Consider the following 23654-nt stretch of genomic DNA (forward strand, 5'->3'; position numbering starts at 1 on the left):
CCCGTCCACTCGTTCACCGTGCGTTCAAGGCATCGGAGGCGGCCGCGGATGGGTGTCCAGGTCCGCGGTGACCGACCGGACAGGTCCAGACCAGCGCTGATCGACTACGCTCGCGGGCTGTGTCGATCGACTCGGTAAGTGAACTCTGGGACAACCTGTTCGGGGCCCAGCCGGACCCGTCCGGCCTGCTCGTGCTGGTGACGGCGGTGATAGCGCTCGCCGTGGTCTCGGTCCGGCCGCTGTGGCGGGTCGCGCGCAATGCGATAACCATCGCCCACGAGGGTGGCCACGCGCTCGTCGCGCTGCTCACGGGGCGCAAGCTGCGGGGGATCCGGCTGGAGTTCGATACGTCGGGGCTCACGCTCTCGGCCGGTCGGCCGACCGGTCCGGGCATGATGTTCACCTTGCTGGCGGGCTATATCGCGCCGTCGCTGGTCGGCCTCGGCGGCGCCTGGCTGCTCGGCGGCAACCGGATCATGTTGCTGCTCTGGGTGGTGGTGGTCCTGCTGCTGCTCATGCTGATCAACATCCGAAACGTGTTCGGCGTGGTCTCCGTGCTGGTCACCGGGGCGATCGTGTTCGCTGTCTCCTGGTACGGGTCCCCCCAGACCCAGGCGGCCTTCGCGTACGTGGGGGTGTGGTTCCTGCTGATCGGCGGCGTGCGCCCGGTCTTCGAACTGCAGAAGCTGCGCGGCCGCGGCAGGATGCCGGAGTCCGATGCGGACCAGTTGGCCGGGGTGACGCACGTGCCCGCGATCTTCTGGGTCGGCGTCTTCCTCGCGGTCGATCTCGCCGCGTTGGTGATCGGCGGCTTCATGCTGGCCGGCCAGTGGCTCCCCGAGCTGGGTACCAACCTCTGATCCGACCGCCGCCCGACGCGGCGGCCCGCCCTGGCGCGAGGCCCGAACGGCGTCGCGCTCTGACGGCGTCGCACCAGGTCGGCAGATGGCACCGCGCCCGGACGGCATCGCCCGGACGGTATCGCGCCCGGCTGACCAGTTCGACGGCGGACGGCGGACGGCGCATGGCACCGCGCCCGGCGGCATCGCGCCCGACGGCACCGCCGGGATGGCGCGGGCCTGGACGGTGCGGCGCCTGGGAGTGCTTAGAGCGGGATGTTGCCGTGCTTTTTCGGCGGCAGCGTCTCGCGCTTGGTGCGCAGCATCCGTAGCGCGCGGGTCACCTGCACCCGGGTCTCCGACGGCTTGATGACGGCGTCCACGTACCCCCGCTCGGCCGCGATGTACGGGTTCGCGAGCGTGTTCTCGTACTCGTCGATCAGCTCGGTACGCAGCGCCGCCGGGTCCTCGGCCGCCGCGAGTTCGCCGCGGTAGAGGATGTTGACCGCGCCCTGCGCGCCCATGACCGCGATCTGCGCCGTCGGCCAGGCGAAGTTCATGTCCGCGCCGAGGTGCTTGGACCCCATCACGTCGTACGCGCCGCCGTAGGCCTTGCGGGTGATCACGGTGACCTTGGGTACGGTCGCCTCTGCGTACGCGTAGATGAGCTTGGCTCCGCGCCGGATGATGCCGTCCCATTCCTGGCCGGTGCCGGGCAGGAAGCCGGGCACGTCCACGAAGGTGACCACCGGGATGTTGAAGGCGTCGCAGGTGCGCACGAAGCGCGCCGCCTTCTCCGACGCGGCGATGTCGAGGGTGCCGGCGAAGTGCATCGGCTGGTTCGCGACGATGCCGGCCGGCCGGCCCTCGACCCGGCCGAAGCCGATCACGATGTTCTGGGCGTACAGGGGCTGGACCTCGAGGAAGTCGTCGACGACGGCCTCGACGACCCGCTTGATGTCGTAGGGCTGGTTGGCCGAGTCGGGGATCAGCGTGTCCAGTGCGAGATCGACCTCGCTCGGTGCGAGGTCGGCCGGCTGATCGAAGGTGGTCGGCTCGTCCAGGTTGTTGCTGGGCAGGTAGGAGAGCAGCGCGCGGACGTAGTCGATCGCGTCGTCCTCGTCGCTGGCGAGGTAGTGCGCGTTGCCGCTGCGGGAGTTGTGCGTGCGGGCGCCGCCGAGTTCCTCCATGCCGACGTCCTCGCCGGTGACGGTGCGGATGACGTCGGGTCCGGTGATGAACATGTGCGAGGTCTGGTCGACCATCACGGTGAAGTCGGTGATCGCGGGGGAGTAGACCGCGCCGCCGGCGCAGGGGCCCATGATCAGGGAGATCTGCGGGATGACGCCGCTGGCCCGGACGTTGCGGAAGAAGATGTCGGCGTAGAGGCCGAGCGCGACGACGCCCTCCTGGATGCGCGCGCCGCCGGAGTCGTTGATGCCGATGATCGGGCATCCGATCTTCATGGCCAGGTCCAGGATCTTGACGATCTTCTCGCCGAAGACCTCGCCGAGCGAGCCGCCGAACACGGTGAAGTCCTGGGAGAACACGCACACCTGGCGGCCCTCGACGGTGCCGTGGCCGGTCACCACGCCGTCGCCGTACGGCCGGTTCTTCTCCAGGCCGAACGCGGTCGAGCGGTGCCGGGCGAGCTCGTCGAGCTCCACGAATGAGCCCTCGTCGAGCAGCATCGCGATGCGCTCGCGGGCGGTGCGCTTGCCGCGGGCGTGTTGCTTCTCGACCGCCCGCGCCGAGCCGGCGTGCACCGCCTCGTCGGTGCGCCGATCGTGGTCGGCGAGCTTGCCGGCCGTGGTGTGGATGTCAGCCTGCTGCGTCACGTCCTGTTGCGCCGTCACGATGCCCTGTCCTCCGCTCGCCCCGCATGCCGCAGAGATCGTAACCAGGGCGCGGGGCGGCGGGTGGGGTGCCCGGGTTAAGCGGTTGGGCGGTTCGCACGTTTCGCACTCAATGCCCCATTCGTTACATCCCCCGTGACGACATGGATGACCCCCGTCGGCGTGGCGATGATCGTCGGTGGCATCACCACCCTCATCGTTTTCCGCAGGGCACTCTTCGGCAGAGCAGGTAACGGCGCGGGCGAGGCCCGGCGCCGCGGGTCGAAGGCGGGTGCGGATACCGCCGCCGACCAGGCCGGGGACGCGGTTGCCGCCGGGGCCGGCCGCAAGGCCCGGCGTGGGCGGGCCACGCGCGAGACGCCGCGCGCCGGGGTCGAGGACGCGGTTGCCGCCACCGGCCGCAATGCCCGGCGTGGGCGCACCGCCGGCGAGCTGCCGGCCGCGCCGCCCGCCGGGACCACTACCCGCCGCGCTCCCGGATCGCTGCGCCCGGCGGCGCCGGGCGGTGCGGACGCAGCCGGCTCCGAGGCCGCGCCCGCCACGCCCGGCGCCGAACCGCCGCTGGGAGCCGCGGCGGGCTCCGGTCCCGTGGAGGGGCCGTACCCCGCGGTGAGGCCGGGCGCGCCTGGCGAGAACGCGGATTCCGGCCCGGGATCGCGGCGCTTCTGGCCGACCTCCGCCGCGCTCGGGCCCGCCTCGGACGCCGCGTACCGGGCCGGCGAAGAGCCCGGCACGCTCCCCGCACCGGAATTCACTGGCGGGGCCGAGGCCTACGACCCGGCGCGGGACGGGGCCACCGCGCCATTCGGTATGCAACAGGAAGGGATCGAGATGCCGTTCGACTCGCCGTGGCCCGAGGCCGGCACGCCGATCGCCGAGTTGCTGGGCGGGGGCTCGGCCGTGGCCGGCCTGCCGGCCGTCGAGCAGGCCAGGCGGGAACCGGCGATGGACGAGGGCATCGCCGGACTGGGCCGCGGGCGCGGCATGCTCCAGCGGTTCGCCGCGCTCGAGGACATCGACGCGCCCTCCTCCGGGCGATTCGACCTGATCCCCCCGGGTGCCGGGCCGGCCGACGTGGACCTGCTGCCCCTGGACGGGCTGCACGCGGTCCCCGAGCGCGGGGGCGCGCCCGAACTCGACATCGATCCCGAACTGGACCGGGTGGCCGACGAGCCCGTTTCGCACAGCCTGGAACTGCACCACCTCGAGGCGGCGGGCGCCTACGAAGACACCGCGGGCACCTACGACGGCGCCGAGGGCGGGTACGGCGACGCCGAGGGCGCCTACGACCTGGCCGGCGGCTTCCTGGCCGACCATTTCCCGGTCCCCGACGAACTGGCCGCCGACGTCCGCCTTCCGGGTGACGGGCCCGGCGCCGACCTCGGCCACGCCGGCGACTGGTCCGGCGGCGAATGGGCGGGCCACGAGCGGGACGGCGGCGACCTTGGCTGGCCGGCCGGTCAGGCGCAGAGCCCGGAGGATCCCGCACTGTCCGCGGGCTTCGACGCCGTGGACGAGGCCGCCTCCGGTGGCTTCGCGGCGCCGGGCGCCGAGACCACGGGCCGGCAGTGGGGCGGCGGCTACGGCGACCGGGCCGAGGCCTGGAGCCGGCCGGAGTACAGCGGGGAGCTGGAGCCGATCTCCGGCGAGTACTGGATGCCGGTCCCGGAGGGCAGCTACGACCCGGAGTACGGCTGGCCCGAACCGGCGGAGACCCAGCCGGAGACGCACCTGTACGCGCCCGCGGCCGGCGCCGAGGACGCCGAGCCGGAACCGGCGCCGGTCGTGCCGCAGTGGCCGCCGGTGCGCCCGGACGACCGCGTCGAGGCGCCCCGTCCCCTCTCGGAGCGGGACGGGAACGGCCTGCCGGTCGCGGCCGGGGAACACGACGATGCCGGGCAGATTTCCGTCAACGCCGACCGCCACGGCGCAGTGCTCCTGGACGACAACGGGCGCCGCGACGACGCCGAGTGGCCGCAGCCGGCCTCCGCGCCGGTGAACCAGAGCCTGGACGAGCCGATCTGGCGGGTGTCCGACCTGCCCGACACGGCCATGCCCGACCTGTCCTGGGCTCCGGGGCAGGCCGCCGAGGAGGCCGCGCCCCGCCGGGTCCGCCGTCCGGCCGCCGTGATCCGGCGCCGGCGCAACGTCGGTTCGGCCTCCGCCTCCGAGGGCCTGACCCAGATCATGCCCGCGCTGGATCTCGAGGCGACCCGGAACGCCCGCCCGCGGCCCCGCCCGCGCGCCAGCAACGCCCAGGCCGAGCCGCGCAGCACCGTCTACGTGAGCCGGCACGCGGCGGAGCCCAACTGACGGCGGGCCGCCCGGCGAGGCCTAGGGTGGTGCGGTGGCCACCTCGCCGTACGCAGATCTTGATCGTCCGCCGCTGGCCGAGCGCGCGCTGCAACGCGCGCTGATCGTGCCCGGCGGGTTGTGGCGGCGCTTCGAGGTGCGGGCCGAGACCGGCTCGACCAATGCCGACGCCGCCGCGGCCGCGCGGGACGGCGCCAGCGAGGGGTTTGTCGTCGTCGCCGAGCAGCAGGTCGCCGGCCGGGGGCGCCGCGATCGGCAGTGGGTCTCGCCGCCGCGGGCCGGGCTGACGCTCAGCCTCCTGCTGCGGCCCGGCGCCGCCGACGAGGCGCGGGGCTGGGCGCCCGCGCCGCAGCACACCTGGGGCTGGCTGCCGCTGCTCGCCGGGGTGGCGCTGCTCGAGACCGTGCAGCGCCTCACCGAGCTGGACGCGTCGCTGAAGTGGCCCAACGACCTGCTGATCAATGTCGGCACCGGCGAGGCCAAGGCCGCCGGCATCCTCGCCGAGGTGGCCGGGGACGCGGTGGTGGTCGGACTCGGGCTCAACGTCACGACCCGCCCGGACGAGCTTCCCGGCACGACGGGCCTGCCGGCCACGTCGCTGCGGGCCGCCGGCGCGAAGGCCACCGATCGCGATCCGCTGTTGCGCTCGCTGCTGCGCGGCGTCGCGCAGTGGTACGGCGGCTGGCGCGAGGCCGAGGGCGACGCGGAGATGTGCGGGCTGCTGGCGGCGTACCAGCGGGGGTGTTCGACGATCGGCCGCGACGTTCGCGTGCTGCTGCCGCACGGCCGGGAGTTCACCGGTACGGCGACCACGGTGGACGGTTACGGCCAGCTCGCGGTCAGCACGGCTGACGGCGAGCGGCGCGTCTCGGCGGGTGACGTCCTGCACGTACGCTGAGCGGGTGGCGTTCCCGGACGAGGTCCTGACCGACGAGGAGGAGGTCGTCCTCCACCTGCACCCGCACGCCAGGGCGGCGATACGCCCGATCCTGGTGCTGCTGGCGGGCCTGGCGGCGGTGATTCTGGTCTGGGTCATGCTGCCGCCGACGACCGGCGGCCTGATCGGCGTGCTCGTGGTCGCCGCGGTCGCGCTCTTCATGGGCCTGACCCGGGGCCTCTGGCCGCTGCTGGTCTGGCGGACCACGCACTACGTCTTCACCGACGAGCGGATCCTGCTGCAGGACGGCGTGATCGCCCGCGCGCGCCGGGACCTGCCGCTCAACCGGGTCAACGACCACGCGATGCGGCAGACGATGCTCGACCGGCTGCTGGGCTGCGGCACGCTGAAGATCGACTCGATCGGCGAACAGGTCGCGGTGCTGGAGTCGGTGCCGGGGGCCCAGCGGGTGCAGACCCTGCTCTACGAGCTGATCGAGACGGACCGTGAGCTGCGCGGGGACGGCGAGGACGAGGAGACCGGCGAGGACGAATCGGCGCCGCTGGCCGCTAGACAGCGCGGCGCTGAGCGTCGATCTCTTTCGCCAGTTCCGCGTCCAGGGTCCCGTCGGCCTCGGCGCTGAGCTCGGCCAGGCCCGCGACCACGTCGAGCTCGCAGACCGCGGCCTCGTGCCCGTCGACCGGCGGCTTGAGGAAGACGAAGGTCCGGTACGCCCAGAAGCGGAACACCGTCGCCACCGCGACGCCCAGCATCGTGACCCCGAGGAACAGGATCTCGTCGTGCTCCTCGGTGAGGCCGAAGCCGTACTTGCCGATGGTGACCGCGCCGGACTGGATGATCATGCCGATCAGGTTGAAGCCGAAGAACAGCGTGTACTCCCGGCGCAGGGCGCTGCGGGTGTGGTGGCGGTAGGTCCAGTACCTGTTCGCGACGTACGCCAGGGTGGTCGTGACGAGGGTCGCCACGATGCTCGCCTTGACCGCGCCGATGGACAGCAGGGCCCACGTGATCACCATGTAGAGCAGGGTGTTGCCGGCGCCGATCACGCCGAAGGCCAGCGCTTCCGGGGCGAGGTGGCGCAGGCGGTCCGCCAGCGAGCGGGCTGAGAGCATTGGTCAACCTTACGGGGGGAATGAGGCGAAGACGTCGGACCGTACGGGGAGATGACTCCGACGTCACATTCGCGGGACTGCGGGCGGGGCGGTCGGCGGGACGGACCGCGGCACCGGGGCGGAGGTGTCCATCGGCGGCGCCGGGACGGGCTCGACCGGGCCGGGGACCGCGATGTCGCCGAACACGAAGCGCCGGTAGGACCAGAAGCGGAACAGGGTGCCGACGGCGGTGCCGATCAGCTGGCCCGAGACATTGTCCGCGAGCGGGCTCTGCAGCACCGGCCAGATCAGGCCGAGGCCGTAGTGGCTGATCGCCAGGCAGGCCAGGCCGATGACCAGGCCGACCGCGTTGAGCAGGAAGAACATCACGTATTGCCGGGCCATGTTGGCGTGCCCGCGGTGCCGCCAGGTCCAGAATCGGTTGCCCAGGAACGCCACCGTGGTCGCGATGACCGTGGAGATCGTCTTGGCGGTGAGCGACTCGCTGCCGTGCTGAAGCAGCAGGTTGAAGATGGTCAGGTCGACGGCGAAGGCGGTGGTGCCCACGACGCCGAACTTGCTCAACTCGCGCACGAGTGCCCCGAAGCGTGCCCGCAGCGCGGGCAGGATTGCGGCAGGCACGGACCTGAGAGTACCGGCGCCGGTCACGGAGCGCCGTTTTCGTGAGCGACTCTTAACCCGTCGGCACCGACCGGGCCACGCTGCTTGTACGGACGGTAGCCGCTCTGGTTGATCTCCGTGATTTCCGCGTGCCGGGCCCGGCAGCCGGCGCACCAGGCGAGGTGGGTCTCGAGCCGGGCGGCGTCGCGCGGCGCCATCCGGCCCCGGACGTGACCGCCCAGCCGGTCGCCGGTCCACCGGCACTCGGGGGGATCGGCGACCGCCACGTGCTGCTGCAGATAGAGCCGGCGCAGACCCTCGCGGGCCCGGTGCGCGAGCACGGCGACGGCGTTCGGCGTGAGCCCGAGGTGCGGCGCGACCTCGGCCGGGCTGGCCCCCTCGACCTCCGTGCGCCAGAGCACATCGCGCCAGCGGTCGGGCAGCGCCCGGAAGGCCTGCGCGGCGTAGGTGCGCTCCAGGCGGTCGAGGGCCGGGTCGCGGAACGGCTCGCCCTCGTCGTACCGGGTGAGGTCGTCGGTGAATTCGAGCCGGCGGTCGCGCCGGGCCCGGTGGTAGCAGACGTGCCGCAGGGTCGTGTTCAGGTAGGCGCGGAACGCCACCAGCGGCCCGCCGCCGGCCCGCAGCGTCGCGAAGACCTTGGCGAAGGTCTCGGCGACCAGGTCGTCGGCGTCGGCCGGATCGCGGACGAGGCCGTACGCCAGCGCCCGGGCGGCGGCCCGGTGGCGCTGGTAGAGAACGCCGTACGCGGCGGTGTCGCCCGCGCGTACGGCGGAAAGCAGATCTGTGTCGATGTCGGTCTCGCTGGCCGGGATCGTCATTCCTGCCTCCTGTAGCGGGGAGTGGGAGGAAAGCCCGATTAACGACTAGCTTAGGACGTTTCGTCCGCTTTGTGAACGCGGGTGGATGCGGGCCGGGAAATGCATTCAGTCGGCCGCCGTGCGCGCTTGTGCGTCAAGCGGCGAAGGATCGATCGTGATTGCGCACAAACACCGAGGATTGTGCGGTTGTCCACAAGATTCGCCGATGAACTGAACGTTCCCTCGGCTTAGGCTGATGTGACTCCCGTGACAATGGCCGACCGATCGGCCTGGTTCGTCACAGGTCAGTGCCGACCGAAGGGATTCACATGTCTGTGCCCCCCACCGCACACGCCAAGCTTCTGAACTGGGTCGACGAGGTTGCCGCCCTGACCACACCGGACCGGGTGGTCTGGTGCGACGGCTCCGACGAGGAATGGACCCGGGTCACCGACGTGCTCGTCGACGCCGGGTCGCTGGTCCGCCTCGACGCGGCCAAGCGGCCCAATTCGTTCTGGGCGCGTACGGATCCCGGGGACGTCGCTCGGGTCGAGGAACGCACGTTCATCTGCTCGGTGGATCCCGCCGACGCCGGTCCGACCAACAACTGGACGGCGCCGGCGGAGATGAAGGAGTTGATGACGGGGCTGTACCGCGGCTGCATGCGCGGACGCACCATGTACGTCGTGCCGTTCTGCATGGGCCCGCTCGACGCGCCCAACCCGATGTTCGGCGTCGAGATCACCGACAGCGCCTACGTGGTGGCCTCGATGAAGATCATGACCAGGATGGGCACCCCCGTCCTGACCGCGATGGGTGACACCGCGGACTTCGTGCCCGCGCTGCACTCGGTCGGCATGCCGCTGGCCGAGGGCGAGTCCGACGTGGCCTGGCCGTGCAACGAGACCAAGTACATCTCGCACTTCCCGGAGACCCGCGAGATCTGGTCGTACGGCTCCGGCTACGGCGGCAACTCGCTGCTGGGCAAGAAGTGCTTCGCCCTGCGGATCGCCAGCGTCGCCGCCCGCGACGAGGGCTGGCTCGCCGAGCACATGCTGATCATGAAGCTGACCTCGCCCGAGGGCCAGGTCCGCTACATCGCCGGCGCGTTCCCGTCGGCCTGCGGCAAGACCAACCTCGCCATGCTCGAGCCGACGCTGCCGGGCTGGAAGGTCGAGACCGTCGGCGACGACATCGCCTGGATGCGCTTCGGTTCCGACGGCCGCCTGTGGGCCACCAACCCGGAGTACGGCCTGTTCGGCGTCGCGCCCGGCACCGACCACCACACCAACCCGAACGCGATGCGCACCCTGGCCCGCGGCAACTCGGTCTTCACCAACGTGGCGCGCACCGACGACGGCGACGTCTGGTGGGAGGGCATGGGCGAGCCGCCCGCGCACCTCATCGACTGGCGTGGCGACGACTGGACGCCGGACTCCGCAACGACGTCCAGCCACCCGAACAGCCGCTTCTGCACGCCCATCAACCAGTGCCCGATCCTCGCGCCCGAGTACGACGACCCGCGCGGCGTACCGATCGACGCGATCCTCTTCGGCGGCCGGCGCAAGACGACCGTCCCGCTGGTCACCGAGGCCCGCGACTGGGTGCACGGCGTCTACTTCGGAGCGACGCTGTCGTCCGAGACCACCGCCGCCGCGGTGGGCAAGGTCGGCGTGGTGCGCCGCGACCCGATGGCGATGCTCCCGTTCATCGGGTACCACGCCGGTGACTACTTCAACCACTGGATCGAGATGGGCAAGGCCGCTTCCGGCGACGCCGACAAGCTGCCGAAGGTCTTCTACGTGAACTGGTTCCGCCGCGACGCGGACGGCGGCTTCCTGTGGCCGGGCTTCGGGGAGAACTCGCGCGTGCTCAAGTGGATCGTCGAGCGCCTCGACGGCAAGGCCGACGCGGTCGAGACCCCGATCGGTCACGTGCCGACCGCCGACGCCCTCGACGTGAGCGGCCTCGACATCAGCCGGGCGGACCTGGAGGCCGTGCTGCGCGTCGACACCGACGAGTGGCTGGCGGAGATCCCGCAGGTCGAGGAGTGGTTCACCAAGTTCGGTGACAAGCTGCCGGCCGTGCTCTGGTCCGAGCTGGACGCTCTCAAGGCCCGCCTCAACGCCGCGTGACACCCCGCGCCCGCCTCGTGAACGAGGCGGGCGCGGCCTGAGTACCGTCGACGCCGTGTTTGACGTTGCGGTCGTCGGCGCCGGCCCGGCCGGTGCCGCCGCGGCCCTCGCGGCGCGGCGGGCGGGCGCGTCGGTGCTGCTGATCGACCGGGCCGCGTTCCCCAGGGACAAGCCGTGCGGCGACGGCATCGCGGCAGACGCCGTCGACGTGCTCGCGGGCCTCGGCGTCACCGGACTGACCGACGGCTATCAACCGGTGGCGGGCCTGCGACTGATCGCGCCGGGCGGCACCGAGGTGGCCCGGCCGCTGCCCCGGCCGGCGCACACCGTTCCGCGCCGGGTGTTCGACGCCCGGCTCGTGCTGGCCGCGGTCGCACAGGGCGCCGAGCTTTGCCGGCACACGGTCCGGACGATGCGCGAGGACGGCGAGGGCGTCGTCCTCGACGACCGGATCCGGGCCCGGGTCGTGATCGGCGCCGACGGGGCCGGCTCGGTGGTCCGCCGTGCGCTCGGCCACCCGGCCAACCCGGACGGCCATCTCGCCATCGCGATCCGCGGCTACGCGAGCGCGGTCGGCACCGAACAGCTCATCCGGACGACGAGCGCGCGCTGGCCCGCGTACGCGTGGTCGTTCCCGCTCGGGGACGGCACCGCCAACGTCGGGTACGGCGAGACGTTGCGCGGGGCGCCGCTGACGAAGGCGTACCTGATGTCGCGGCTGGGTGAGCTGCTGCCCGGCACCGAGCCGACCGGCGTGCGCGCCCACCACCTGCCGTTGTCCACCCACCGGCCGCCGCCGGCCCAGGGCCGGGTGCTGCTCGCGGGCGACGCGCTGTCGCTGATCAACCCGTTCACCGGCGAGGGCATCTTCTACGCGGTGCTCTCCGGCGCGCTGGCCGGCGCCGCCGCGGCGACCGGGGCGCACCGGGTTGTCGAGCGCTACCGCGCCGCACTCAGGCGTCGGCTCGGCCGTCACCTCCGCCACTCCGGAGTGGTTGCGCTGCTGACCCGGCGGCCGGAGGTGGTCGACGCCGCAGTCCGCGCGGCCCGCCGAGATGGCGCGGTTTTCGACCGAATGGTGGAACTGGGGCTGGGTGAGGGGGTTTTCGACCTTCGCACGATAGGACGCATCGGGGCAGAGTTGCTGCACATCGCACCGCCACCCTCTTGAGGGTGCGCCCAGGCTCGCTAGGCTTGTCCGGATGAGTCTGCGGTCCCTGGTCTATTCGCTGTACGAACGACGGCTCGCCGGCAAGCTCGCCGGCAAGCCGGTCCCGCAGCATGTCGGGGTCATGTGCGACGGCAACCGGCGCTGGGCCCGCGAGATGGGCTACGTCGACCCCAACGACGGCCACCGGGTCGGCGCCGAGCGGATCAAGGAGCTGCTCGGCTGGTGCGACCAGGCCGGGATCGGGCACGTCACGCTCTACCTGCTGGCGACCGACAACCTGCAGCGCCCGGCCGCCGAGCTGGATCCGCTGGTAAAGATCATTGAGGACCTGGCGACGGAGCTTGCCGAGGACGGCAACCCGTGGCGGCTGCGCCTCGTCGGCGCGCTCGACGTGCTGCCGGCGACCACCGCGACCGCGCTCAAGGCCGCGCAGGAGAAGACCCGGCACCGCACCGAGGGCGTCGAGGTCAATCTGGCGGTCGGCTACGGCGGCCGCCGCGAGATCACCGATGCGGTCCGCTCGCTGCTCTACGAGCAGTCGGCGGCCGGTCGCACCCTCGAGGAGCTTGCCGAGATCCTCGACGTCGAGCACATCGCCGAGCACCTTTACACCCGCGGCCAGCCCGATCCCGACCTGGTCATCCGCACGAGCGGGGAGCAGCGGCTCTCCGGCTTCCTGCTGTGGCAGTCGGCGCACTCGGAGTTCTACTTCCACGACGCGAACTGGCCGGACTTCCGCCGCACGGACTTCCTCCGGGCGCTGCGGTCATACGCGGGACGGCAGCGGCGCTACGGCGCTTGACGTTGTTCAGGATCAGTACAGAAATCACGATCGCGATCCCGGCCCACTCGTGCGCGCTCAACTCCTGGCCGAGCAGCACCAGACCGGCCAGCGCGGCGAGCACCGGATGCACGCTCATGAACATCCCGAAGAGGCGGGCCGGCACCCGGCGCAGGGCGATCAGGTCCGCGGCGTAGGGGATCACCGAGCTGAGCACGCCCGCGGCGACGGCGTACCCGAGCCCGGCGCCGCCCAGCCGGCCCTGCGCCACCAGCGTCGCGGCGACCGGCAGGTAGGCCACCGCCGACACCGCGGTCGCCGCGGCCGGCGCCTGCACGCCCGGCAGCCGCGACCCCAGCAGCCGGTTGAGCAGGATGTACGACGCCCAGCAGGCCGCCGCGAGCAGGCCGAGCCCGATGCCGGGGTAGTCGCTCGCCGGCCCGGGAAGCACCAGCACATAGACGCCGGCGGCGGCTCCCAGCGCGCAGAGCAGGTCGAGGCGGGTGCGGGAGGCGGCCAGCGCGACCGCGAGCGGGCCGAGCACCTCGAGGGTGACCGCGAGGCCGAGTCCAATTCGGTCGATCGCGGTGTAGAGGCTCAGGTTCATCACCGCGAACGCGGCGGCGAGCAGCAGCGTCGGCCACCACTGCGCCCAGCTGAAGCGGAACGGGTTCGGCCGGGCCAGCGGCAGCAGGACGGCGGCGGCGACGAACTGGCGCACCGCGACGACACCCGCGGGGCCGATCGTCGCGAACGCGTGCGCGCCGACGGCGGCGCCGACCTGGTTGCTCGCCGCGCTGCCGAGCATCGTCGCGACGCCCGCGAGCCGGTGGGATCTCATGGCGTCAGCGTTCGCCGCCGCGCGGCGCTCACGGAAATACGCAGGCCGCCCGATCTATACGCTCGGCGCATGGATGTGCGGCTGGGTCAGCTCCGGACGCTCCTCGCGGTGGTCGACGCGGGCACCTTCACCGACGCCGCGACCGTCCTCGGCGTGTCACAGGCGACCGTCTCGCGTTCCGTCGCGGCGCTGGAGCGGGCGCTCGGCGCCCGGCTGCTGCAGCGCAGCACCCGGCACGTGGCGCTGACCGCCACCGGCACCCGGATCGTCGCGCAGGCCCGGCGGATCGTCGAGGAGGTGGCACACCTGCAGCGCATCGCCGACGCCTCGCGGACCGAGGTCCTGCTCGGCTTCGCCTGGGCGGCGCTGGGCCGGCACACCCGGCAGCTGCAGCGGATCTGGGCGGCCGCGCATCCGGGCGTCCCGCTGGTGTTCGTGCAGGCCAACGACCCGACCGCGGGCCTGAGCGACGGTACGGCCGACGTCGCCGTCATCCGCCGCCCGCTCGACGACGACCGCTTCGCCACCGCGGAGATCGGCCTCGAGTCGCGGTGCGCGGCGGTCGCCACGGGCGGCGCGCTCGCCCGCCGGCGCAGCCTGCGGCTGGCGGACCTGTCCCGTTACACGGTCGCGATCGACAGCCGCACCGGCACGACCACGCTGGACCTGTGGCCGCCGGAGGCCCGGCCGTCCGCCGTCCGCGCGACGCTCACGGTGGACGAGTGGCTGACGCTCATCGCCGCCGGCCAGGCCGTCGGGGTCACCTCCGAGGCGACCGCGTACCAGTATCCAAGGCCGGGCGTCGCGTACCGGGTGCTGCGGAACGCGCCGCCCATCTCGGTGCGCCTGGCGTGGTGGCGCGACGATCCGCCGGGTCACCTCGGCGAACTGCGGGACCTGGCCCGCCGGACCTATGGCTGGTCAGGGGCGGCGGAAGGCCGATAGTGCCTCGGCGAGGAAGCCCGCCACCGCCTCGGGGGACTCCAGCGTCAGGTCGGCCGCGCTGGAGACCTCGGCGCCGGTCTCCGGGTTGGCGACGGCCACGCACATGCCGAAGAAGCCGGGGTCGACGGCCTCGCGGGCGCGCAGCGCGTCGAACGCCTTGATGTCGGACATGTCATCGCCGAAATACCAGGCGCAGCCGGCGTTGAGCACGGCCTCGCTGATCACCATGCCCTTGTCCTGGTCGACCGGGGGCTTGAGCTCGACGACCATGCGGCCGCCCTGGATCCGCAGCCCCAGGCGCTCCGCCTGCTCGTGGCCCCAGCGCTCGACGGTGGCGGCGAGATGCGGCGCGGTGCGGTAGTGCAGGGCGACCGAGAGGCGCTTGTATTCCACCAGGATCGCCTCGGGCAGCTCGGTCTTGGCACGCTCGGCCAACTCCGCCATCGCGGGCACCCACGGCAGGGCCGCGGGCTCCGTGACGACCTCGCCGTCGTGCCAGACCTCGAGGCCGTAAAGCCCGAAGAGGTCGACGTGGGTCAGCGACTCGAAGCGCGAGCGCAGAAAGCTCACCGGGCGCGCCGAGACGATCGCCACGCGGGCCACCGCACCGGCGAGTTCCTCGAGCACGCCGAGCACCGAGGGCACGGGCTGGGAGGCGTCGGGATCGTCCGTGACTGGCGACAGCACCCCGTCGAAGTCGAAGAAGAGAGTCGTGTCCCGGGCCCGCGAGGCGGTGAACTGCCAGGCCTCGGCGGCGCTCAGCGGGTGCGTAGGACGCGCATTGCTGGGGGGAGACTCAGGCACGACTCCCAGCGTACCCGCCGTTCGGCCGGTTGCACGCCGCCGCTTCGACGGTGAATTGGCGTATCACGCGGGTACTACCGCAGGTGCCTGTTGACCAGTAGCGTTCTTGTCATGGCGCGGGGTCGTCCCGGGCCAACCGGTCGGCCCGGACCTGCGACAAGTGCGCCACGGGGCCCGCATCCCGGCTCCGTGTCAGGGACGGGTGCCGGACGTGGCGGACCGCGGGCGGCCCGGGTTGCACGCCCGCTGGAGCGAGCAGGCCTGTGACATCTCGCCGTACCGACGCCGGGACCCCCCAAGACCCGGCCGCCAAAGTCTCCAGCAGTCGCGCCTCCACGGGACGCAGGTCGTCCCGGGATCGGCACGCCGATGCGGAGCCCGCCCCAGCCGGCCGGGTTTTCGTCCTGGACACCTCGGTCCTGCTGTCCGACCCGGCGGCGTTTCGCCGGTTCACCGACCACGAAGTGATCATTCCCCTCGTGGTGATCTCCGAACTGGAGGACAAGCGCCACCATCCCGAGCTCGGCTGGTTCGCCCGCCAGGCGCTGCGCATGCTCGACGAGCTGCGCATCAAGTTCGGCCGCCTCGACCATCCCGTCCTCTGCAACGACGAGGGCGGCACCGTGCGGGTGGAGCTCAACCACGCCGACCAGAGCGCGCTTCCGCACGGCTTCCGCAACGACTCCAACGACACCCGGATCCTCTCGGTGGCGCTGGGGCTGGCCGCGGAGGGCCGGGACGTCACCCTGGTCAGCAAGGACATGCCGCTGCGGGTCAAGGCGGCGTCGGTCGGCCTTACCGCCGACGAGTACCGGCACGGCCAGGCCAGCGACCCGACCTGGGTGGGCATGTCGGACCTCAAGCTCTCGGAGGACCAGGTCAGCCAGCTGTACGCGGGTGAGGAGCTCGCGCTGGAGGAGGCGGACGCGCTGCCCTGCCACACCGGCCTGGTGATCCACTCGTCGCGGGGTTCGGCGCTGGGCCGGGTCAATCCCGATAAGACGGTGCGCCTGGTCCGCGGCGACCGGGAGGCGTTCGGCCTGCGTGGCCGGTCCGCGGAGCAGCGCATCGCGCTGGACCTGCTGCTGGACGAGGCCATCGGCATCGTGTCGCTCGGCGGCCGGGCCGGCACCGGCAAGTCCGCGCTGGCGCTCTGCGCGGGCCTCGAGGCGACGATGGAGCGCAACCGCCACAAGAAGGTCGTGGTCTTCCGCCCGCTGTACGCGGTCGGCGGGCAGGACCTCGGCTACCTGCCGGGCAGCGAGTCGGAGAAGATGTCGCCCTGGGCGCAGGCGGTCTTCGACACCCTCGGAGCCGTCGTGCACGCGAACGTCATGGAGGAGGTCCTGGCGCGCGGGATGCTCGAGGTCCTCCCGCTGACCCACATCCGCGGCCGCAGCCTGCACGACGCGTTCGTGATCGTGGACGAGGCCCAGTCGCTGGAACGCAACGTGCTCCTCACGGTGCTGTCCCGGATCGGGCAGGGCTCGCGGGTGGTGCTCACCCACGACGTCGCCCAGCGCGACAACCTGCGGGTCGGCCGGCACGACGGGGTGACGGCGGTGATCGAGGCGCTGAAGGGCCACCCGATCTTCGCCCACGTCACCCTTACGAGGTCGGAGCGCTCGCCGATCGCAGAGGTCGTCACCGATCTACTGGAAGACATTCCGCAGTAACTCTCCGTTACGAGCTGAGGCGGGGGCCCGACGGGTCCCCGCCTCACGCTATGGAGAGGAGTAACTACCTAAAGTGAGATTTCCATTACCTCGATCGTGATGGAAATGGTGGCCTTTTGCCCGGATTAAATACCAATAATCCTGTGATTCATTTCACACGTGCGCGTCGTCATTTCACATCCACCTCACTCTGGGCCATGGTGTCTGGCGAGCATCAATCGCGTGGCCCGGCAGGTCAGAGATCGACTGCGGGGTCATCGTGACCGGGAGCACGGTGGCCGGTCACGCGGCCCGAGGGGTCGACGGTGCTCGCGGCGGGAATAGTCGCCGGGATTCATCCCGGCGAATTCGCACCGCGTCATTGCCCCCTACGAAGGGAAACTTCGTGAATCGGCTCTGGAGCCGGGTCGGAATCCGCGTGGCCTCGGTTGGTCTTCTCGTGGCCGGCGTGATCGGCGGGGTTTACCTCGGTAAGGATCAGGAAGTCCAGGCGCAGAGCGCCCAGTCCGGCCTCGTCGCCCAGGCTGAGGTGGATGACCTGCAGTTGCTCAAGGAGCGGCACGGTCAGCACGCGGCCGCGCGCGCCTACCAGCGGCAGGCCGAGGGTGAGGCCGCCTCGAAGGCCGCCTCCGAGGCCAAGGTCGCCGCCGGCAGGTCCCGGGCGCTGGAGAAGAAGGTCATCGCTAAGAAGGCCGCGGAGAAGAAGGCGGCCGAGGACAAGAAGTCCGACGACGACTCCGGTGCGACGGTGCCCTACGACGGGCCGATCCCGGACTCCTGCGATGAGTTCAGCGGCAACCGGGCCACCGGCTGCGCGCTCATGATCAAAGACGGCTTCGAGATCGACCAGTTCCCGTGCCTCGACAAGCTGTGGAAGAAGGAGAGCGGCTGGAACCACCGCGCCTCCAACTCCAGCTCCGGTGCCTACGGGATTCCGCAGGCGCTGCCGGGCAGCAAGATGGCCAGCGAGGGCGACGACTGGAAGACCAGCCCGGCGACCCAGATCAAGTGGGGACTCGGCTACATCAAGGGGCGCTACGGCTCCCCGTGTGGCGCGTGGGGTCACTCGCAGGACACCGGCTGGTACTAAGACCTAGCGGCACGACAAAAGGGGTACGGGTTTCGGCGCGTACCCCTTTTGCGTGGGCACCTCGTGTTCAAATATCCATATGGTCCGGAAAGTCGCCTCCTTGGTCGTGCTCGGCGTTCTCGCCTCCGTTCTTTCCGTGAACCAGACAGCGGCAAACGCCGGGGATGTCGCCGAACCGGCGCGTGACGTCGTTGGTGGCGACAACGCGGCCGATGGGCGATTTCCGTGGATGGTGCGGCTCTCCATGGGCTGCGGCGGCGCGCTGACCGCGCCGCGGGTGGTGCTCACCGCGGGTCACTGCGTGACCGGCTCGGGCGCGGACACCAGCATCGAGGTGACCGCCGGGGTGACCAACCTCAACTCGGCCCGCGCGATCAAGGCGAAATCGGTATCGGTGATTCGCGCGGACGGGTTCCGCAGCGAAACCCTCGGCGACGACTGGGCGCTCATCAAGCTCGACCACAAGCTCGACCTGCCGACCCTGGACATCACCGCCGGCGGCGCCGACGAGACCGGCGCGGAGACCATCCTCGGCTGGGGGCAGACCAGCGAGACCTCCATGCACCAGGAGACCCGGCTCCGGTACGGCACCGTGCAGGTCGTCGGCGACCAGCGCTGCGCCAAGGCGTACCGGAAGGTCAATGTCGAGCTCGTCGAGGACGAGTCGATCTGCGCCGCCCGGCGCGGCGTCGACACCTGCCAGGGTGACTCGGGTGGCCCGATGGTGCACCGGATCGCCGACGGCAAGTGGGTGCAGGTCGGCATCGTGAGCTGGGGCCTGGGCTGCGCCCGCAAGGGCTACCCCGGCGTCTACACGCAGGTGTCGGAGTTCCGCGACGACATCCAGGCGGCTACCCGCAAGCTCATGTAACGAACTTGCCTGGGTTTACGGGCGGACCGGGTTGGCGTGGCTGGCGCCCATCGGCAACCATCGGGGGATGGGTTACCCCGGGGAGCGCGAGGACCAGGCGGCTAGGTTCGGCACCGAGGCTTTCTTCGCCTCGATCGGCCGGGCGTTCGTGGCGATGTGCGCCGTCATCCCGGTGCTGTTCCTCATCGAGGCGATCGACGTCGGCATCGGCGCCGGGCGCCTCGACGTCGCCGGCGGCATCATCCCGCACCGCCTCGCCGGCCTCGACGGGATCATCTTCAGCCCGTTCCTGCACGCCAGCTGGGACCACCTCTACGGCAACAGCATCCCGCTGATCCTGGTCGGCACGTTCGCGCTGGCCGGCGGCGTGCGCCGCTTCCTCTGGTCGACGCTGGTGATCGTGCTGGTCAGCGGCTTCGGCGTGTGGCTGATCGGCGACCCGAGCAGCGTCGTCGTCGGCGCCAGCGGGGTCGTCTTCGGCTACCTGGGCCTGCTCTTCGCCCGCGGCTTCGTGGAGCGCAGCTGGTGGAACCTCGGCGTGGCGGCGTTCATCGGCCTGCTCTACTGGTACCAGCTGTACAACGTGCTGCCGACCGACCAGCCGATCTCCTGGCAGGGGCACCTGCTCGGCCTGCTCGGCGGCGTGATCTCGGCGATCCTCTTCCGCCGGCGCCGCCCGCGCCCGGTCCCGGCCCTGTATGACCAGGGCGCCACCCTCACCGACCGCTGAGCGCGCCTCTGGGCCGCCGCGCCGGCAGGACCGCCACGCCCACCGCCACCAGGGTGAGCGCGGCGCCGAGGAGGGTGTTCCAGCCCGGCCGCCCGGCCGCCGCCGGCACGATCTCGTCCACCAGCAGCGCGCCGGTGACCTGGCCCGCGATCATGCCGAGGCCGAGCAGGAGCACGCCGGTGTAGCGGACCACGGCGGCGCCGACGGCGATGAAGAGGATGCCGAGCACGCCCCCGATGTACAGCCACCAGGGGCCGGACGGCAAAGCGCGGGGGAGGCCCCGGACGCACACGGAGACCACGAGCGCGACCAGCAGCACCGACGTGCCCATGGCGAAGTTGACCAGGCCCGCCACCATCGCGCTGCCGGAGACGACCCGCACGTGGCCGTTGACGGCCTGCTGCCAGGCGATGCCGACGCCGGCCAGCAGAGGCAGCACGGCGAGCGCCAGCGCGCTCGGGTGCCCCAGCCGGTCGCCGACGGCCAGCAGCACCGCGCAGATGGTCAGCACCGAGCCCGCCAGCCGCGGGGTGGTCACCGGCTGCCGGCCGGCCGGGCCCACGCCCGCCCGGTCCACCAGCAGGCTGCTCGAGGACTGGCCCGCGACCAGCGCCACGATGAAGACGGCGACGCCCAGCGTCGGCACGGTCAGGCCCTGCAGGGCGACCAGGAAGCCGCCGCACATCCCGCCGATGCACTGGTGCGGGCGGATCCGCCGCCCCCGCAACCCGTCGCGCAGGTGGCGCAGCCCGGCCCGGCCGGCGGGGAGCAGCGGCACCAGCACCGCGAGCACCAGCAGGCCGGAGCCGAACGAGACGACGGCCGCGCCGATCGGGTCGTCCAGGCGGATCGAGAGTTCGCCGTTGATCCTCGACTGCACGGCCAGCGCAACCCCCGCGACCAGCGCGAACAGCAGGCCGGTGGCGCGCCGCCCGGCCGAGACGGCCGGGACGGCGGGTTCGGGTGGCGCGGGTGCGATCGAGGTCTGCGTCACTCGCCCACCGTCGGCAGGTGCCCGTCGAAGTCGACCGCCGAGTACAGCGCCAGCTTCTCCAGCCGGTGGTAGGAGTCGATGACCCGGATCGTGCCGCTCTTGGAGCGCATGACGATCGACTGGGTGTGCGCGCCACCGGAGCGGTATCGCACGCCCTTGAGCAGGTCGCCGGAGGTCACCCCGGTCGCGACGAAGAAGCAGTTGTCGCCGGTGACCAGGTCGTCGGTGCCCAGCACGCGATCGAGGTCGTGCCCGCCGCCGATGGCCTTCTCCCGCTCCGAGTCGTCAAGCGGCCAGAGCTTCGCCTGGATGGCGCCGCCCAGGCACTTGATCGCGCAGGCGGCCGTGATGCCCTCCGGGGTGCCGCCGATGCCCATCAGCACGTCGACCTCCGACTCGCTGCGGGCCGCCGAGATGGCGCCGGCGATGTCGCCGTCGGAGATGAACTTGATGTTCGCGCCCGCCGCCCGGACCTCCTCGACCAGCGCCTGGTGCCGCGGCCGGTCCAGGATGCAGACGGTCACGTCCGAGACGCTCGAGCGCTTGGCCTTGGCGATGCGCCGCAGGTTCTCGGTCGCGCCCGCGTTGATGTCGATGACGTCGGCGCAGTCCGGACCGACGGCGATCTTCTCCATGTAGAAGACGGCGCTCGGGTCGAACATCGCGCCGCGCTCGGCGACCGCCAGCACCGCGACCGCGCCCGGCATCCCCTTGCTCATCAGCGTCGTGCCGTCGACCGGGTCGACCGCCACGTCCACCTCCGGCCCGGTGCCGTCGCCGACCTCCTCGCCGTTGAACAGCATCGGGGCGTTGTCCTTTTCGCCCTCGCCGATCACGACGACGCCGCGCATCTGAATCGAGTTGATCAGCTTGCGCATCGCGTCGACGGCGGCGCCGTCGCCGCCCTCCTTGTCACCCCGGCCGACCCAGCGGCCGGCGGCCATCGCGGCGGCTTCGGTCACGCGTACGAGGTCGAGCGCGATGTTGCGGTCGAGGTCCTGCGGGTTGTTGGAAACGGGCATGGGGGTGCCTCCTCGCGACGGTGCGGGTGTGGTGCACCGATCCTCACACGGGGAGACGCGGGAAGTCCCGCGTCCGCGACATGGTTAACAATGGTGAGGTGACTACCCCCGATGCCGCAGCCGAACCCGTCACCGTCGGAAAGCGCGGCGGCCGCTCACCGCGGGACATGGCGATGTCGCTCGGCATCCTGCTGATACCGATCGCGCTGCTGCTGCTCTTCTACCGGCTCGTCCTCGACGGCGACCGGCCGGTGAGCATCGACACCGAGCCGACCCTCCAGCAGGCCCGCGCCGCGGCGGCCTTCGAGGTGGTCGTGCCGCGCGGGCTCGGCGACGACTGGCACGCGGTGAGCGCGACCTTCGAGCGCAAGGGCGGCGGCGCCACGCTGCGGATCGGCTACGTCGATCCCGACCGGGACGGGATCCAGCTGATCGAGAGCAGCACCCCGACGGCCGACCTGATCCCGGTCGAGCTGGGCAGCGACCCCGAGGCGATCGGCACCTTCCGGTCCGGCGCGCGCACCTGGCAGCGCTACGACGCCCGGCCGGGCGAGGAGGCGCTGCTGCTGCTGGAGAAGGGCCGGACGGTCATCGTGGTGGGCAGCACCGACGCCAAGAGCCTGGAGAGCTTCGCCTCGTCGCTGAGCTGAGGGCCGAGCTGAGGGCTGAGCCGAGGGCCGAGCCGAGGGCTGAGCTGAGGAGGGCCCGGTCAGCCGTCGCTGCGGGCCGCACGGGCCGCCTCGATGCGCTCCCGGGCGCCGTCCAGCCGGCGCTGGCAGACGTCCGCCAGCTTCTCGCCGCGCTCCCACAGGGCCAGCGACTCCTCGAGCGAGCTGCCGCCCTGCTCGAGGCGCTCCACCACCGTGGCCAGCTCGGTGCGGGCCTGCTCGTAACTGAGTTCCTCGTCCGTCATCACTGCACTCCCGCTCGAAGCTCACCGTCGGCCAGCCGTACCCGAAGAACGTCGCCCGTCTCCACCTCGCCCGCCGCGCGGACCACGTGGCCGTCGGCGCGCTGCACGATCGCGTACCCGCGCTCCAGGGTCGCCATCGGCGACAGCGCCCGCAGCCGGGCCAGCAGGTGCCGCAGGTCGTCGTCGGCCCGGCGCAGCCGCTGGTCCAGGCTGCGCACCGCCCGGTCGCGCAGCGCGTCGACCTCGGCCGCCCGCTGCTCGACGAGCGACTCGGGGCGGGCCAGCACCGGGCGCGACCGCCAGGATTCCAGGCGGTGCGACTCGCGGTCGACAAGCGTGATCACCGCGCGGTCCAGCCGCCTGCGGGCCTGCCGGACCAGGGTCGTCTCCTCGGCCAGGTCGGGCACGATCCGCTTGGCCGCGTCGGTCGGCGTTGACGCCCGCACGTCGGCCACGTAGTCGATCAGCGGCGCGTCCGTCTCGTGGCCGATCGCGCTGACCACCGGGGTGCGACAGCCGAACACCGCCCGGCACAGCGCCTCGTCGGAGAAGGGCAACAGGTCCTCGACGCTGCCGCCGCCGCGGGCGAGCACGATCACGTCGACGGTCTCGTCGTTGTCGAGCACCTTCAGCGCGTCGATGATCTGCGGCACCGCGGTCGGGCCCTGCACCGGCACGTTGATCACCCGGAAGTCCACGGACGGCCAGCGGCGCCGGGTGTTCATGAGCACGTCCCGCTCGGCCGCGGACGCCCGCCCGGTGATCAGCCCGACCCGCTGCGGCAGGAACGGCAGCCGCCGCTTGCGCTCGCGGGCGAACAGCCCCTCGGCGCCGAGCAGCTTCTTCAGCCGCTCGAGGCGGGCCAGCAACTCGCCGAGGCCGACCTGGCGGATCTCGTCGGCGCGCAGGCTCAGCGAGCCGCGGGCCGGATAGAACTCGGGCTTGGCGTGCAGCGTGACCCGGGCGCCCTCGGCCAGGTCGGGCGCGCCGGCGTCGAGCACGTCGCGATGGGCGGTCACGGTGAGGCTGAGGTCGGCCGACGGGTCGCGCAGCGTCAGGAAGACCACGCTGGCGCCGGGGCGGCGGCTGATCTGCGCGACCTGGCCGTCGACCCAGACCCAGCCGAGCTTGGCGATCCACGCGCTGACCTTCTGGCTGACGACCCGGACCGGCCACGGCTCGTCGGCGCTCGACTTCGCTGGCGCGCTCGGCGTCTCGGGCTGGGTCACCGGGCCAGCCTAGGCC

22 protein-coding genes and 1 pseudogene are annotated in these 23654 nt (G+C 72.0%); 13 read left to right on the forward strand and 10 right to left on the reverse strand.

From position 1 onward, the window contains the following. Nucleotides 1-119: 119 nt before the first annotated feature. Nucleotides 120-860, forward strand: a complete 741-nt coding sequence (locus AB0F10_RS00265) for a M50 family metallopeptidase (protein WP_360619396.1) — start codon at nt 120-122, stop codon at nt 858-860. A 245-nt stretch (nt 861-1105) separates the two neighbouring features. Here the strand turns inward: AB0F10_RS00265 and AB0F10_RS00270 are convergent, their stop codons facing one another. Then, complete coding sequence (locus AB0F10_RS00270) at nt 1106-2677, reverse strand: acyl-CoA carboxylase subunit beta (protein ID WP_360619513.1); 1572 nt, start codon at nt 2675-2677, stop codon at nt 1106-1108. A 165-nt stretch (nt 2678-2842) separates the two neighbouring features. On the opposite strand from AB0F10_RS00270, the gene AB0F10_RS00275 reads away from it, so the two are divergent. The 3 genes from AB0F10_RS00275 to AB0F10_RS00285 are packed head-to-tail and all read left to right on the forward strand — an operon-like array spanning nt 2843 to nt 6528. Continuing rightward, the gene (locus AB0F10_RS00275) at nt 2843-5008 is read left to right on the forward strand and encodes a hypothetical protein (RefSeq protein ID WP_360619397.1); all 2166 of its coding nucleotides are present in this window, start codon (nt 2843-2845) and stop codon (nt 5006-5008) included. A 34-nt stretch (nt 5009-5042) separates the two neighbouring features. Next, complete coding sequence (locus AB0F10_RS00280; RefSeq protein ID WP_360619398.1) at nt 5043-5906, forward strand: biotin--[acetyl-CoA-carboxylase] ligase; 864 nt, start codon at nt 5043-5045, stop codon at nt 5904-5906. Nucleotides 5907-5910: 4 nt separating this feature from the next. Beyond that, nucleotides 5911-6528: a PH domain-containing protein gene (locus AB0F10_RS00285; protein ID WP_360619400.1), complete on the forward strand. Its 618-nt coding sequence runs from the start codon at nt 5911-5913 to the stop codon at nt 6526-6528. Here AB0F10_RS00285 and AB0F10_RS00290 read toward each other — a convergent pair. The 3 genes from AB0F10_RS00290 to AB0F10_RS00300 all read right to left on the reverse strand — a co-directional run bounded on the left by AB0F10_RS00290 (nt 6455) and on the right by AB0F10_RS00300 (nt 8457). Further along, entirely contained in the window at nt 6455-7018 is a 564-nt protein-coding gene (locus tag AB0F10_RS00290) for a GtrA family protein (protein WP_360619402.1), read from the reverse strand. The genes AB0F10_RS00285 and AB0F10_RS00290 overlap by 74 nt on opposite strands. A 63-nt stretch (nt 7019-7081) precedes the next feature. Then, entirely contained in the window at nt 7082-7639 is a 558-nt protein-coding gene (locus AB0F10_RS00295; RefSeq protein WP_360619404.1) for a GtrA family protein, read from the reverse strand. Between the two features lie 23 nt (nt 7640-7662). Beyond that, complete coding sequence (locus AB0F10_RS00300) at nt 7663-8457, reverse strand: sigma-70 family RNA polymerase sigma factor (RefSeq protein WP_360619406.1); 795 nt, start codon at nt 8455-8457, stop codon at nt 7663-7665. A 308-nt stretch (nt 8458-8765) separates the two neighbouring features. On the opposite strand from AB0F10_RS00300, the gene AB0F10_RS00305 reads away from it, so the two are divergent. The 3 genes from AB0F10_RS00305 to AB0F10_RS00315 are packed head-to-tail and all read left to right on the forward strand — an operon-like array spanning nt 8766 to nt 12544. Continuing rightward, a complete protein-coding gene (locus AB0F10_RS00305; protein WP_360619408.1) occupies nt 8766-10571 on the forward strand; it encodes a phosphoenolpyruvate carboxykinase (GTP) in 1806 nt (601 codons plus the stop codon). 55 nt (nt 10572-10626) lie between these two features. Further along, on the forward strand, nt 10627-11742 hold the full coding sequence (locus AB0F10_RS00310) for a geranylgeranyl reductase family protein (RefSeq protein WP_360619410.1): 1116 nt from the start codon (nt 10627-10629) through the stop codon (nt 11740-11742). A 31-nt stretch (nt 11743-11773) separates the two neighbouring features. Further along, nucleotides 11774-12544 (forward strand): isoprenyl transferase, encoded by a 771-nt coding sequence (locus AB0F10_RS00315; protein WP_360619412.1) that lies wholly within the window; start codon nt 11774-11776, stop codon nt 12542-12544. A 16-nt stretch (nt 12545-12560) separates the two neighbouring features. On the opposite strand, the pseudogene AB0F10_RS00320 reads toward AB0F10_RS00315, so the two are convergent. Continuing rightward, nucleotides 12561-13364: pseudogene (locus AB0F10_RS00320) on the reverse strand (EamA family transporter); the annotation flags it as partial. A gap of 69 nt (nt 13365-13433) precedes the next feature. On the opposite strand from AB0F10_RS00320, the gene AB0F10_RS00325 reads away from it, so the two are divergent. Further along, nucleotides 13434-14309, forward strand: coding sequence for a LysR family transcriptional regulator (locus AB0F10_RS00325; protein WP_360619414.1), 876 nt, complete (start codon nt 13434-13436; stop codon nt 14307-14309). On the opposite strand, the gene otsB is transcribed toward AB0F10_RS00325, so the two are convergent. Next, nucleotides 14286-15113 carry a trehalose-phosphatase gene (otsB, locus tag AB0F10_RS00330; RefSeq protein ID WP_360619416.1) on the reverse strand — a complete coding sequence of 276 codons (828 nt, stop codon included), beginning with the start codon at nt 15111-15113 and terminating at the stop codon, nt 14286-14288. The genes AB0F10_RS00325 and otsB overlap by 24 nt on opposite strands. A gap of 263 nt (nt 15114-15376) precedes the next feature. On the opposite strand from otsB, the gene AB0F10_RS00335 reads away from it, so the two are divergent. The 4 genes from AB0F10_RS00335 (at nt 15377) to AB0F10_RS00350 (ending at nt 19480) form a co-directional block, all read left to right on the forward strand. Continuing rightward, nucleotides 15377-16789 carry a PhoH family protein gene (locus AB0F10_RS00335; RefSeq protein ID WP_360619418.1) on the forward strand — a complete coding sequence of 471 codons (1413 nt, stop codon included), beginning with the start codon at nt 15377-15379 and terminating at the stop codon, nt 16787-16789. Nucleotides 16790-17174: 385 nt separating this feature from the next. Next, nucleotides 17175-17879, forward strand: coding sequence for a lytic transglycosylase domain-containing protein (locus tag AB0F10_RS00340; RefSeq protein ID WP_360619420.1), 705 nt, complete (start codon nt 17175-17177; stop codon nt 17877-17879). 79 nt (nt 17880-17958) lie between these two features. Continuing rightward, on the forward strand, nt 17959-18750 hold the full coding sequence (locus tag AB0F10_RS00345) for a serine protease (protein WP_360619421.1): 792 nt from the start codon (nt 17959-17961) through the stop codon (nt 18748-18750). A gap of 67 nt (nt 18751-18817) precedes the next feature. Continuing rightward, on the forward strand, nt 18818-19480 hold the full coding sequence (locus AB0F10_RS00350) for a rhomboid family intramembrane serine protease (RefSeq protein WP_360619422.1): 663 nt from the start codon (nt 18818-18820) through the stop codon (nt 19478-19480). Here the strand turns inward: AB0F10_RS00350 and AB0F10_RS00355 are convergent. Together AB0F10_RS00355 and glpX are read right to left on the reverse strand one after the other, a co-directional pair. Next, nucleotides 19467-20396: a DMT family transporter gene (locus AB0F10_RS00355; protein WP_360619514.1), complete on the reverse strand. Its 930-nt coding sequence runs from the start codon at nt 20394-20396 to the stop codon at nt 19467-19469. The genes AB0F10_RS00350 and AB0F10_RS00355 overlap by 14 nt on opposite strands. 74 nt (nt 20397-20470) lie before the next feature. Then, nucleotides 20471-21496, reverse strand: a complete 1026-nt coding sequence (glpX, locus tag AB0F10_RS00360; RefSeq protein ID WP_360619423.1) for a class II fructose-bisphosphatase — start codon at nt 21494-21496, stop codon at nt 20471-20473. A 98-nt stretch (nt 21497-21594) separates the two neighbouring features. Between glpX and AB0F10_RS00365 the strand changes: the two genes are divergently transcribed. Further along, nucleotides 21595-22146: a DUF4245 domain-containing protein gene (locus AB0F10_RS00365; protein ID WP_360619425.1), complete on the forward strand. Its 552-nt coding sequence runs from the start codon at nt 21595-21597 to the stop codon at nt 22144-22146. A gap of 59 nt (nt 22147-22205) precedes the next feature. Here AB0F10_RS00365 and AB0F10_RS00370 read toward each other — a convergent pair whose 3' ends face one another. Then, on the reverse strand, nt 22206-22409 hold the full coding sequence (locus AB0F10_RS00370; protein ID WP_360619427.1) for an exodeoxyribonuclease VII small subunit: 204 nt from the start codon (nt 22407-22409) through the stop codon (nt 22206-22208). Then, nucleotides 22409-23638, reverse strand: a complete 1230-nt coding sequence (xseA, locus tag AB0F10_RS00375; protein ID WP_360619429.1) for an exodeoxyribonuclease VII large subunit — start codon at nt 23636-23638, stop codon at nt 22409-22411. The genes AB0F10_RS00370 and xseA overlap by 1 nt, the downstream gene beginning before the upstream one ends. Nucleotides 23639-23654 lie beyond the last annotated feature (16 nt).

Source organism: Actinoplanes sp. NPDC026623, assembly GCF_040638275.1.
In the GTDB taxonomy this organism is placed as follows: domain Bacteria; phylum Actinomycetota; class Actinomycetes; order Mycobacteriales; family Micromonosporaceae; genus Actinoplanes.

Excerpts from the sequence above, each read along its gene's own strand:
- AB0F10_RS00275 (WP_360619397.1), top strand. The coding sequence starts at position 2,843 with ATGACCCCCGTCGGCGTGGCGATGATCGTCGGTGGCATCACCACCCTC.
- AB0F10_RS00290 (WP_360619402.1), bottom strand. The coding sequence starts at position 7,018 with ATGCTCTCAGCCCGCTCGCTGGCGGACCGCCTGCGCCACCTCGCCCCG.
- AB0F10_RS00300 (WP_360619406.1), bottom strand. The coding sequence starts at position 8,457 with ATGACGATCCCGGCCAGCGAGACCGACATCGACACAGATCTGCTTTCC.
- AB0F10_RS00305 (WP_360619408.1), top strand. The coding sequence starts at position 8,766 with ATGTCTGTGCCCCCCACCGCACACGCCAAGCTTCTGAACTGGGTCGAC.
- AB0F10_RS00315 (WP_360619412.1), top strand. The coding sequence starts at position 11,774 with ATGAGTCTGCGGTCCCTGGTCTATTCGCTGTACGAACGACGGCTCGCC.
- AB0F10_RS00325 (WP_360619414.1), top strand. The coding sequence starts at position 13,434 with ATGGATGTGCGGCTGGGTCAGCTCCGGACGCTCCTCGCGGTGGTCGAC.
- AB0F10_RS00345 (WP_360619421.1), top strand. The coding sequence starts at position 17,959 with ATGGTCCGGAAAGTCGCCTCCTTGGTCGTGCTCGGCGTTCTCGCCTCC.
- AB0F10_RS00350 (WP_360619422.1), top strand. The coding sequence starts at position 18,818 with ATGGGTTACCCCGGGGAGCGCGAGGACCAGGCGGCTAGGTTCGGCACC.
- glpX (WP_360619423.1), bottom strand. The coding sequence starts at position 21,496 with ATGCCCGTTTCCAACAACCCGCAGGACCTCGACCGCAACATCGCGCTC.
- AB0F10_RS00370 (WP_360619427.1), bottom strand. The coding sequence starts at position 22,409 with ATGACGGACGAGGAACTCAGTTACGAGCAGGCCCGCACCGAGCTGGCC.